The organism is Rugosimonospora africana, assembly GCF_016862975.1.
GTDB classification, from domain to species: domain Bacteria; phylum Actinomycetota; class Actinomycetes; order Mycobacteriales; family Micromonosporaceae; genus Rugosimonospora; species Rugosimonospora africana.
Genome location: NZ_BONZ01000038.1, coordinates 58179 through 69614 on the forward strand (window position 1 = coordinate 58179; position 11436 = coordinate 69614).

The window sequence follows — 11436 nt, forward strand, 5'->3', positions numbered from 1 at the left end:
CCGCCACGTCGGGCGCCGGGTACAGCAGTGAGATCGGAAGGTGAGCGGGTGGCCGGGGTCAGCCCTTGGTCGCCCCCTGGGTCAACCCGGCCACGAGGTGCCGCTGGGCGAAGAAGAACACCACCAGCACGGGTACCACGGCCAGCACGGCGCCGGCCAGGATGGCACCCCAGTTGTTGTATCCCTCCTGGGATTTGAGCAGTAGCAGCCCGACCGGCACGGTGCGCATGTTGTTGGAGTTGGTGACGATCAGCGGCCAGATGAAGTCGTTCCACTTGGTGACGAGCGTGACGATGCCGACGGTCACCACCATCGGACGCGACACCGGAAGCACGATCTTCACCAGAGTCCGCAGGTGGCTGGCGCCGTCCATCCGCGCGGCGTCGAGGATCGCGTCCGGCAGCGTCAGCATGTGCTGGCGCAGCAGGAAGGTACCGAACACCGATCCGAGCCCGGGCACGATCAGACCCTGATAGGTGTTGACCCACCCCAGGTCGGAGATGGTGAGGTAGTTGGGCAACAGGGTGACGTTGCCGGGCACCATCATCGCGCCCAGCAGCACCAGGAACAGCACCCGCTTGGCGGGGAAGCGAAGGAACGCGAACGCGTACGCGCACAGCGTGGCAAAGACCAGTTCCACCGCCGTGGCCACCGTCGACACCAGTACGGAGTTGACGAAGAACCGGCCGACGGGTGCGGCGTGCCAGGCGTCGCTGAAGTTCGCCCAGCGCAGGTGGAACGGGACCCAGATCGGCGGGTACCGGTAGATGTCCACTGTGGGCTTGAGCGCCGACGCGGCCAGCCAGTACAGCGGGCCGACGAAGACCAGTCCCACCACGATCAGCACCAGGTACATCGGCAGCCGGGACTTCGGCCAGCCGGCCCGGCGCGGCCGGGCGGTCGGGGTTCGCACGGTCATCGGTAGTGCACCCTCCGCTCGAGGAAGCGCGCCTGCAGGGCCGTCATGGCCACCAGAAGCACGAACATGATCATTGCCGCCGCGGCGGCGTGACCGGCGTCCGAGGCGACGAATGCCCGCTGGTAGATGAACCAGCTCAGCGTCGTCGTCGAGGTGCCGGGCCCGCCCTCGGTCATCAGCGCGATCACATCGAACGCCTGGAAGGCGCTGATGATGGTGGTGAGGAACAGGAAGAACGTGACCGGGGACAGCAACGGAAGGGTGATCTTGCGGAACAGCCGCCAACTGCCGGCGCCGTCCAGCGCGGCCGACTCGTACAGGTCCCTGGGCAGGTTCTGCAGCCCGGCGAGGTAGACGATCGCGATGAACCCGGTGCTCTTCCACAGGTACACGATGATCAGGCCGGGCAGCGCCCAGCGGGAGCTGGTCATCCAGGGCGGCGAGGTCAGCCCCAGCGGAGCCAGCAACGGCCGGATCAGGCCGTAGTTGGGATCGAAGATGAACAGCCAGAGGGTACCTATGGCCGCGCCGGACAGCACGTGCGGAGCGAACGCCATCGTGCGCACGAACCGGCGCCCGACGAGGCGCTGGTTGAGCAGCAACGCGGTCGCCAGTCCGAGCACCATGCTGCCGACCACCACGCCCACCACGAACACCACCGTCTGCCGCAGCGTCGCGAGAAAGTCCGGGTCGGTGAACAGGTCTCGGTAGTTCGCGAGGCCGACGAGGTCCTTGGTCGGCGCGAGCATGTTCCAGTCGGTCAGGCTGAGGTAGCCGTTGTAGATGACCGGCCAGTACGCGAAGACGAGGACGAACAGGAAGTTCGGTGCGATGAACGCGAGGAACAGCAGGTACTCCGGGTAGCGCCGGCGGCGCCGCGCCGGGGTTCCCCGGCCGCGGCCGGACCGGGTCGACTCGACCGTGGTGCCGCCCCGGGTCCCCTTCGTCGTCCCCCTCGCCGTCGCGGCATCGAGCGAAGCCATCCGCCTCGCCTCCCTTCACCGCGGCCGCCAGAACCGGCCCGGAGCGCATGCCTCACGCGGCACCGCCACCGGCCGATAGATGAGATATCGGCGTGAAAAACAACAGACCGATGTTGTGATCGGTGGTAAGTTAACATCGTGTTCACCGGTCGGCAAGGTCCGGTCAAACGGAAAAACGCCGGGACGCCACCATCGGCGAAACCACCGTCGGGGACACGGCAGTTCGAGACCCCACCGGCGGGGACTACGCCCTTGCGGTATCGACCACCCGGACGGTCACACCCTGCGCGGTCAGGTCCGCGACCACGTCCGGCGCCAGGCCGGAGTCGACGAAGACGGCGTCGAACGCGGTCAGCGGACACAACTCGTTGAGCGCGCGACGCGCGAACTTGGTGTGGTCGACCAGCAGGATCCGCTCCGCGGCCGCTGCCATCAGCGCGCGCTTGACCTGGATCGTGTCGGTGGAGGTGTGGTAGCAGACGCCGTCGGTCACCGCGGTGGTGGACATGAACAGCAGGTCGGCCCGGATCGGCTGGACCGCCTCCAGCGTGCGCATGCCGAGGAAGGCGTCGTAGGCCGGGTAGTAGGCGCCGCCGAGACCGACCAGGTCGATGCCGGGCGCTCCGGCGAGCAGCTTGATGGTGGCCAGAAAGTTGGTCACCACGGTCACCGGCAACCGGCCGGGCAGCAACTCGGCCAGCGACAGGGCCGTCGTGCTGTCGTCGAGGATCACCGCCTGCCCCGGCCGGATCAACTCCACCGCGGCCGCCGCGATCGCCTGTTTGGCCGGCCGCATGGCATTGCTGCGGTGGCCGAAGTCTCCGTGGAACACCGCGGACGGCTCGGCCGTCGCACCGCCGCGCACCTTGCGCAGCCAGCCCTGACTTTGCAGCACATCGAGGTCGCGGTGGATTGTCATGGAACTCACGCCGAACGTCTCGACCAGATCCTGGATGCGCGCGGAGCCGTGCGCCGCGACGTGATGACGGATGTGCTCCTGGCGGGCCCGCTGGTCTCTGAGGCTTGCCGCGCCGTCGACAGAATCGTGGTTGACGGTCATCGGTGCGGTCCTCCTGCTGTTGCGCGGCGGGCGAAGCAGGGTTCGGCCGACTTCCGGGCGACGTTCATGGTAATGCCCTCGAACCCTTTCCGTGGTCGTCAGATTACGGCATTGGCGGCTGGGCAATGTTATATCCGTGTGACATGATGCAACGATGTCACACGGCAATGATCCACAGATCGGCGGGCCGCGGCGGACAGGCACATGACCATCCTGGCCATCGACGCCGGCACCTCGTCGATCAAGGCAGTCGCCTACCACGACGGTCGCCAGGTCGGCACCGGTTCCGTCGACACGCCGGTGCAGCGCACCGGCAGGTACCGCGAGCAAGACATGATGACGACGTGGAAGGCCACGGTGGCTGCCGCCCGGACGGCGCTGATCACCGCCACGGCTCCGGTCGAGGGCATCGTCACCACCGCGCAGGGCGACGGCTGCTGGCTCGTCGACAAGGCGTTGGAGCCGGTCGGGCCGGCCATCCTGTGGAACGACGCGCGCGCCACCGGGGTGGTCGACACCTGGCGCCGGGACGGGACGCTGGACCGGGCGTCGGCGCTGACCGGCTCGCCGACGTTTCCCGGCCTGCTCAACGCCGTCCTGGCCTGGCTGCGTGAGCGGCAGCCCGACCGGCTCGCCGCGGCGAGCGCCGCACTGACCTGCAACGGATGGCTGTTCGCCAAGCTCACCGGCGCGCTCGCGGTCGACGAGTCGGACGCGTCCGCGCCGTTTCTCGACCTGACGAGCCGCCGGTACGACGAGCGACTCATCCAGCTGTTCGGCCTCGACGACCTCGCCCGGCTCCTGCCGCCGGTCCGTCCGGACGAGCAACGGATCGAGCCGCTGCGCGGCGACGCCGCCGACGAACTGGGACTTCCGGCCGGGACGCCGGTCGTCGTGGCGCCCTACGACGTGCCCGCCACCGCGATCGGTGCCGGCGCACTCGAACCGGACCAGGCGTGTTGCGTCCTCGGCACCACACTGTGCGCCTCGATGGTGCTCGACGCGGTACCGGTACCGGATCAAGCGGCCGGCTTCACCCTCGCGATCAGCCCGCCCGGCCGGTACCTGCGGGCGTTCCCCACGCTCACCGGCGTGGAGGCGCTGTCCTGGGCGGCGGACCTGCTGGGCGTGTCCGGTCCCGAGGAGCTGGCCGCACTGGCGTCGACCGCCCGGCCGGCCTCCGATGACCTGCTCGTGCTGCCGTACCTGTCGCCGGCCGGCGAACGCGCGCCGTTCTGGGCACCGGCCGCCCGCGGGGCTGTCTTCGGGCTCTCCTTCGAGCACGGCCGCGCCGAACTGGCGCGTGGCATCTTCGAAGGGCTCGCGCTGGTGGTGGCCGACTGTGTCCAGGCCACCGGCCGGCGCCCCGATGGCATCCGGCTGTGCGGTGGCGGCGCGCGAAGCCGCCTGTGGTGCCAACTCATCGCCGACGCCACCGGTGTGGACGTCCTGCGCGGTACCGATCGGGAGGTGGGCGCGCTGGGCGCCGCGATCTTCGCCGAGGTGGCCCTCGGCCGGCACCGCGACCTGACGACCGCTGGCGAGGCGCTCCGGGGACCGGTCGAGCGGCTGGTCCCGGACCGGAACCGGGCCGACCGGCACCGGCGGTTGGCGGAGGAGTGGGTGCGTCGCCGGCCGCTCGCCTCGACCGTGTTCGCGGACGGCGCCGAGACCGCCGGTGCCCAGACTGCCGGCGCCCAGTCCGTCGGTGCCGGATCCGTCGGCGCCCAATCCGTCGACGCTCAGTCCGTCGGCGCCGAATCCGTCGGCGCCCAGACTGTCGGCGCCGAATCCGTCGTCGGCGCCGAGAGCGGAGGCGGCCGTGGCTGAGGCGTGGCTGGGCATCGACGTCGGCACGCAGGGCGCGCGAGCCGTCCTGATCGACGGCTCGGGCGGCGTCCTGGGGCAAGGCAGCCGTCCGTTGACGAGCGTCCGCGCGCCCGGACGCCACGAACAGGACCCCCGGGACTGGACGGACGCGGTGGCCGGAGCCTGCCGCCAGGCGCTGTACGGCGCGCCTGGGTACCGGGTCGCGGCACTGGCCGTGTGCGCCACGTCCGGCACGATCACCGTGGTCGACGGGCGTGGCCGGCCGCTGGCCCCCGGCCTCATGTACGACGACGTCCGGGCGGGCGCCCAGGCGGAGGCGGCCAACCGGGCCGGTGCCGAACTGTGGTCCCGGCTCGGCTACCGGGTGCAGCCGTCCTGGGCGCTGCCCAAGCTGCTGTGGCTGCTCGCCCAGCGGCCGGCGCTGCCTCCGGACGCACGGCTGCGACACCAGAGCGACGTGGTCACCGGCTGGCTGGCCGGCAACCCGGTCGCGACCGACTGGTCGCACGCGCTCAAGTCCGGATACGACCTCCTGGAGCTGCGGTGGCCGGCCGAGCTGCTGGACGCGCTGGGCGTACCGCAGCCGTTGCTGCCCGACGTGGTGGCGCCCGGACAGGTCATCGGTACCGTCGGCGTGGCCGCCGCCGCGGAGACCGGCCTGCCGCCGGGCACCCCGATCGTGGCGGGAATGACCGACGGCTGTGCCTCCCAACTGGCCGCCGGGGTGGTCGCCGCCGGCAGCTGGAACTGCGTCCTGGGTACCACGCTGGTGTTCAAGGGAGTCACCCCGGCGCTGGTCCGCGACCCGGAGGGTGCCGTCTACTCCCACCGCGCGGCGGACGGATCGTGGCTGCCCGGGGGCGCGTCCAGCGTCGGGGCGGGCTATCTCGCCCACGCGTTCGGAGACGCCGACCACGAGCGGCTCGACGCGCTGGCACGATCGGTGGAGTCCACGGCTCCGGTGCTGTACCCGCTGGTCGGCCGGGGCGAGCGCTTCCCTTTCGTCGCGCCCCAGGCCGAGTCGTTCGCGCTCGGCGAGATCTCCGGGACGGCTGAGCACTACGCCGCCGCGCTGCAGGGCGTCGCGTTCATCGAGCGGCTCGGCTTCGACTACCTGAGCCATCTGGGCATGCCGGTCGACACGGTGACGCTCACCGGTGGCGGCAGCGCCAGCCGGTACTGGTGCCAGGTGCAGGCCGATGTGCTCGGGCGCCCGGTGTCGGTCACCCGGCACGCCGACGCCGCGTTCGGCATGGCCGTGCTCGCCTCGCGACGCGACAGCCGCCAGGCCGGCGAACTGGCCCGGACGGCGGCGAAGCCGGTGGTCATCGAGCCCCGGGCACACGCCGCCGGGGCGTACACGGGGCGGTACCTGGAGCTGGTCGACGAGTTGACCCGGCGAGCATGGCTGCCCGAGACCATCGCCGAGACCGCCAGGGAGAGGTTCACATCATGACCCGCATCGTCCTGACCCGCCACGGTGAAAGCCAGTGGCACTCCGACAACCGGTACACCGGCACCTCCGACGTCGCCCTGACCGAACGGGGGCTCGCTCAGGCCGAGACGCTGGGCACCTGGGCACGCGACGCCGGGCTCGCCGCGGTGTGGGCCTCCGACCTGGACCGGGCCCGGCGTACGGCGCTGCCCGCGGCGGCCGCGATCGGCACCGAGGTCCGGATCGAGCCACGCCTGCGGGAGCTGGACTTCGGCCGGGCGGAGGGGCACACGCTGGAGGAGATGCGGGCGACCGATCCGGACGCCGTCGCCGCGTTCCTCGCCGATCCTGCCGGCTCGCCGATGCCCGGCGGCGAGTCGCCCGCTCTCGCGGCGCGGCGGGCCCACGACGGGCTGGCACACATCGCCGCCCGGCACCCCGGCGAGCGGATCCTCGTGGTGACCCACTCGACCCTGCTGCGGCTGCTGCTGTGCCGGCTGTTCGGGCTGCCCCTGATGCGGTACCGCTCGGTCTTCCCGTTCGTCCGCAACGCGAGCATCACCGAGATCGGTTTGCGGGGCGACGAGGTGACGCTGCTGGAATTCAACTCACCGATCGACCATGTGAGGAGCCTCGTTCCATGACCACCCGGGTACTGCTGGCCGGAGACCACTTCATCCGCAACGATCTGATGGCCGCCGCGCTCACCGAACGCGTCGACCGGCCGCTGGAGCTGCGCGAGGTGGTCGGCGCCTGGCCGTACGAGCCGTTCGGGCGGGTGGCCGAGGTCGACGAGGCGTCCGCGAACGAGGACGAGATCCTCGACGCGGTCCGGGACGTCGAGATAGCGGTGACCCAGATGGCCCCATTCACCGCCCGGGTGCTGGCCGCCGCCGAACGGTTGCGGCTCATCGTCTGCTGCCGGGGCGGCCCGGTCAACGTCAACGTGGCCACCGCGACCGAACGTGGCGTGTCGGTCGCCTACACGCCCGGGCGCAACGCCTCGGCCGCCGCCGAGCACACCGTGGCCCTGATGCTCGCGGCGCTGCGGCGCATCCCGTACACCCAGGGCACCCTGATGCACGGCGAGTGGCGCAGCGACCTCTACGCGTACGAGGAGTGCGGGCTGGAGATCGACGGCGCCACGGTGGGGCTCGTCGGGTACGGCGCGATCGGCCGACGGGTGGCGACGACACTGCACGCTCTCGGCGCCGAGGTGCTGGTGCACGACCCGTACGCCGATGCGGCCGACCTTCCCGCCACGCCGCCGGTGCGACTGGTCGGCCTGGACGAGTTGCTGCGTCGCAGCCAGATCGTCAGCCTGCACGCGCGGCTGACCGACTCCAACCGTCACATGATCGGCCGCCCCCAGCTCGCCCTGATGCCCGCGGGCGGCGTGCTGGTCAACACCGCGCGGGGCGGACTGCTCGACTACGACGCGCTGTGCGACGCGCTGGACGACGGTCACCTCGCCGCCGCCGCGCTGGACGTGTACGACGCGGAACCGCTCGCCGGGGACTCCCGGCTGCGGCACACGCGCAACCTGGTCGCCACCCCGCATCTGGCCGGCGCAACCCGGCAGACCGCCACCCACGCCATCGGCATGGCCGCCGACGAGGTGGCCCGGTACCTGGGCGGCGAACCGCTGGCGTACCTGGCCAACCCGGCGGTCGCCGCCCGCACCTGAAGTACCCGCGCCGAAACGCGTCGCCCGCATTCCCATCACCGTCGACGGAGGATCGAGCTTGACAGACAGGACACCGGCCCGCTTCGGCAGGAGGGCGCTGCTGCTGGCCGGAGGCGGCGCGTTGGCCGCCGCCGGTCTCGCCCAGGCGGCGCCGGCCGCCGCACACGCCGCCCCGACCGGTCGCCACGGATCACCGCCCCACCGGCCCTTCGACCTCACCCGCCCGGCCACCGCGCTGTTTCGCGCCAAGCCGCTGCACAACAACACGGTGCTGCAGTCGTTCGCCTTCGACGACCACAACCGGCGGCTCTACGCGGTGCAGCTGATGGCCGGCGGGCAGCAGTTGCCGGACGAACCGGCGCCGGTCAGCGGCGCGACCCGGGCCGCGAACGGCGACCTGTGCCTGACGCAGCTCGACCCGGCCGGCAACGAGACCGGCCACATGTTCCTCAAGGGATTCGGCCACGGCGTGCAGATCGGCGTCGAGCCGCACCGCTCGGGCGCGTACCTGTGGACCGAGGTGGCATCGGACAACTACGGCGGGACGAACGGCTGGGGGCAGCACCTGGGCCGGTTCCGTTTCGCCGACGGCGCCGTCCTGACCGCGTCGGACCCGCGCATCCGGCAGGTCGCGCTCATCCCGGGAACCGACCACACGACCGTGTCGGTCAACGTCCGCGAGGACCTGCTCCTCGTGCGGTACGCCCGATCCGGCGTGTTCCACTACGCGCTGTTCCGGCTGTCGGAGGTCAACCGGGGGCGGTGCCGCGTCCTGACCGACATCGCCCAGCCGACGCTGCCCGGCACGTTCCAGGGCTTCACCTTTTCCGGCGGGAACCTGTATCTGCTGACCGGCGACGCGTACGGCGCCGCCGGTTCGGTCAGCCCGGTCGGGAACACGCACATCTCCCGCGTCGACCTCCGTACCGGCGGCATCGTCGCCGATTCCCTGATCGAGGCCGGCGCCGACCTGCTCTTCCGGGAGCCCGAGGGCATGGCCGTCGCGACGCCGGATCCCCGCCGGCCCGGCAACCTGCGCCTGTGCTGGGGTTTCGCCTCGACGGTGTCGAGCACCGACACGGCGAAGCTGGCCAGCGTCTACTACCAGGACCAGCGGGGCTGAGGACACGGCGACGATGGGACAGCTCTTCGATCCGGCATCCGCGCTGCCGGCCGCGCGCCGGGCGGTGGACCTCGCGGTACACCTGCTGCGCACCAGCCGGCCGGGCACGCTCACCAGCAAGGGCGACCGGGACATGGCGTCCGAGATGGACTACGCGGTCGAACGCGCCCTGCGCCAGTACCTGCGCGACGAGACCCCGCACATCGGCTTCCACGGCGAGGAGGACGGCGGTACCGACCTGGCGAGCCAGACGAGCTGGATCCTCGATCCGGTGGACGGTACCGCCAACTTCGTGCACGGCATCCCGCTGTGCGCGGTCTCCCTCGGCCTCGTCCACAATGGACATCCGGTGCTCGGGGTCATCGCGATGCCGTACCTCGGCGAGCGGTACTGGGCGGTGCGCGGCCACGGCGCGTTCGACGAGAGCGGCCGGCTGTCGGTGCCCGGTACCCGCCGGCTGCCGGACGCCATCGTCGCGCTCGGCGACTACGCCGTGGGTACCGGGGCGGATCACGAGAACCGGCTGCGCATCGCGCTGACCGACCGGCTCGCGGCGAACGTCCAGCGGATCCGGATGGTCGGCTCGGCGGCGATCGATCTGGTCTGGCTCGCGGCCGGACGCTTCGACGCGTGCGTGGCGCTGAGCAACAAGCCGTGGGACACGGCGGCCGGGGTCGTCCTGGCCGCCGAGGCCGGCGCGCTGGTGGTCGACGCCGACGGCAGCCCGCACGGTCTCGATTCGACGGCGACGATCGCGGCCAATCCGGCGCTCATTCCCGCGCTGACCGGGCTGGTGAGCGCCGCGCGAGAGAGTCTCGCCACGGTACGGGGGTAGCCGGTCGGGTGCCTCCGGTGGGCCCGGGGGCACCCGGCCGGCTGGCGCGGGACTTCCGCGATCCGCTACGCCGCCGCCACCGCCAGCGCGTCCGGCCGGCGACCGTCAGGGCGGCGCGGGGTCGGCGTCGCCGCCGGAGATGGCGAGGATGCCGTCGATGTCGGCCAGTGCCGCGGTGAGTCCGCTGACCGATCCGGAACCCTGGATGGACAGGCACACCGTGACGGCGCGCGGGTTCGCGCCGTCGCCACTCTGCTCGATCGACAGGTCGCCGACGGTGAAGCGGTAGCGGGCACACTCCGCCAGCGCCAGGCGCAGGGCACCGCGTCCGGCCAGATAGGACAGCCGGAGCCGGGACGGGGCGTACTTCGACCGGGGCAGCCGGAGCGCCAACGGAGTGAAGGCCACGGCGACCAGGAAATGGCCCGCGGTGACCAGGATCGCCAGCAGCCACAGCCCGCTGCCCGCGGCCATGCCGATGGCGGCGGTCAGCCAGATGGTGGCGGCCGTGGTCAGGCCGCGCACCGCGTCGTGCCGCACGAAGATCAGGCCGCCGCCGATGAACCCGATGCCGGACACGATCTGGGCGGCCACTCGGGACGGGTCGAGCGTGACGTGGGTACCCAGCACGTCGCCGAATCCGTACTTGGACACCAGCATGATGAGTGCCGAGGCGAACCCGACGAGGCTGTGGGTACGCAGCCCGGCGCTCTTCTGCCGGATCTCCCGCTCCACCCCGACCGCGGTGGACAGTGCCAGCGCGAGAGCCAGTTCCCCCACCTGGGCCCAGCCCTGGCCGAAGAACGTCACCACGTGTCGGCCGGTCTCGCCGCGGCAGGCGACGCGGTGGGGACGGCGGCACCGCCGGTGGAGCCGCCCAGGATCGCGGCCAGCGCCCGCCGCTGGTCGGCGAGGTCGTCCAGGACGACGTCCGCACCGGCCGCGGCCAACGCTTCGCGGGAGGTCTCCCCCGTCGCCACCGCGACGATCCGTACCCCGTTGTCCCGGGCGGTCTCGACGTCCAGGCGCGAGTCGCCGACCAGCACGATCGGTCCCACGCGGTCGGCGCCGTACGCCGCCTCGGCACGTGCCCGCGCGACCGGCACCAGGGCGGGTCGGTCCTCGCTGTCCGAACCGAACGCGCCGGCCGCCAGGTCGAGCGGCGGCACCAGGCCGAACGCGGCGAGTTTGAGGCGCGCCGTGTCGACCTGGTTTCCGGTCAGCACCGACTGGACCACCCCGGCCGTGCGGGCCAGCGCCGCGACGACCGCGCGCACACCGGGCAGCACCCGGCCGTGCTCGGCGAACCGGGGCCGGGCCGCCGCGACGCCGGCCACCTCGCGCCGCAACGCCTCGGGCAGCAGACGCTCGGCGGTGGCCGGGTCGGCGCCGTACTCACGCAGGATGGACCGCAGGATCGGCCGGATGGTGCTGCCCTGCCGCACCGCGGCCGGGCGGACCGGCACTCCCACCAGGTCCGCGCACAGCGAGAACCACACCTGCCGGTCGACGGTGCCGATGTCCAGCAATGTCTGGTCGACGTCCCACAGCACCAGCACCATCG

The 11436-nt window shown here is 72.0% G+C and carries 11 protein-coding genes; 6 read left to right on the forward strand and 5 right to left on the reverse strand.

All coding sequences use genetic code 11. The annotated features are described in order from the left end of the window. Positions 1-58 precede the first annotated feature (58 nt). From Raf01_RS19725 to Raf01_RS19735, 3 genes are all read right to left on the reverse strand, one after another. Positions 59-919, reverse strand: a complete 861-nt coding sequence (locus Raf01_RS19725; RefSeq protein WP_203919410.1) for a carbohydrate ABC transporter permease — start codon at positions 917-919, stop codon at positions 59-61. Further along, positions 916-1902 carry a carbohydrate ABC transporter permease gene (locus tag Raf01_RS19730; protein ID WP_203919411.1) on the reverse strand — a complete coding sequence of 329 codons (987 nt, stop codon included), beginning with the start codon at positions 1900-1902 and terminating at the stop codon, positions 916-918. The genes Raf01_RS19725 and Raf01_RS19730 overlap by 4 nt, the downstream gene beginning before the upstream one ends. Positions 1903-2146: 244 nt before the next feature. Continuing rightward, on the reverse strand, positions 2147-2962 hold the full coding sequence (locus Raf01_RS19735) for a DeoR/GlpR family DNA-binding transcription regulator (RefSeq protein ID WP_203919412.1): 816 nt from the start codon (positions 2960-2962) through the stop codon (positions 2147-2149). Between the two features lie 204 nt (positions 2963-3166). On the opposite strand from Raf01_RS19735, the gene Raf01_RS19740 reads away from it, so the two are divergent. Genes Raf01_RS19740 through Raf01_RS19765 form a run of 6 tightly spaced genes read left to right on the forward strand, consistent with a single transcriptional unit; the run spans position 3167 to position 9872 of the window. Next, on the forward strand, positions 3167-4792 hold the full coding sequence (locus tag Raf01_RS19740) for an FGGY-family carbohydrate kinase (protein ID WP_203919413.1): 1626 nt from the start codon (positions 3167-3169) through the stop codon (positions 4790-4792). Then, positions 4785-6248 carry an FGGY-family carbohydrate kinase gene (locus Raf01_RS19745; protein WP_203919414.1) on the forward strand — a complete coding sequence of 488 codons (1464 nt, stop codon included), beginning with the start codon at positions 4785-4787 and terminating at the stop codon, positions 6246-6248. Before Raf01_RS19740 ends, Raf01_RS19745 begins: the two co-directional genes overlap by 8 nt. Continuing rightward, positions 6245-6871 (forward strand): histidine phosphatase family protein, encoded by a 627-nt coding sequence (locus tag Raf01_RS19750; RefSeq protein ID WP_203919415.1) that lies wholly within the window; start codon positions 6245-6247, stop codon positions 6869-6871. Before Raf01_RS19745 ends, Raf01_RS19750 begins: the two co-directional genes overlap by 4 nt. Further along, on the forward strand, positions 6868-7914 hold the full coding sequence (locus Raf01_RS19755) for a 2-hydroxyacid dehydrogenase (protein WP_203919416.1): 1047 nt from the start codon (positions 6868-6870) through the stop codon (positions 7912-7914). The genes Raf01_RS19750 and Raf01_RS19755 overlap by 4 nt, the downstream gene beginning before the upstream one ends. A gap of 58 nt (positions 7915-7972) precedes the next feature. Then, entirely contained in the window at positions 7973-9037 is a 1065-nt protein-coding gene (locus Raf01_RS19760; protein WP_203919417.1) for a phage baseplate protein, read from the forward strand. A 13-nt stretch (positions 9038-9050) separates the two neighbouring features. Next, entirely contained in the window at positions 9051-9872 is an 822-nt protein-coding gene (locus tag Raf01_RS19765; protein WP_203919418.1) for an inositol monophosphatase family protein, read from the forward strand. Positions 9873-9977: 105 nt separating this feature from the next. On the opposite strand, the gene Raf01_RS19770 is transcribed toward Raf01_RS19765, so the two are convergent. Together Raf01_RS19770 and Raf01_RS19775 are read right to left on the reverse strand one after the other, a co-directional pair. After that, positions 9978-10685, reverse strand: coding sequence for an MgtC/SapB family protein (locus tag Raf01_RS19770; RefSeq protein WP_239133747.1), 708 nt, complete (start codon positions 10683-10685; stop codon positions 9978-9980). Then, positions 10679-11434 carry an HAD family hydrolase gene (locus Raf01_RS19775; RefSeq protein ID WP_203919419.1) on the reverse strand — a complete coding sequence of 252 codons (756 nt, stop codon included), beginning with the start codon at positions 11432-11434 and terminating at the stop codon, positions 10679-10681. The genes Raf01_RS19770 and Raf01_RS19775 overlap by 7 nt, the downstream gene beginning before the upstream one ends. Between the last annotated feature and the right edge of the window lie 2 nt (positions 11435-11436).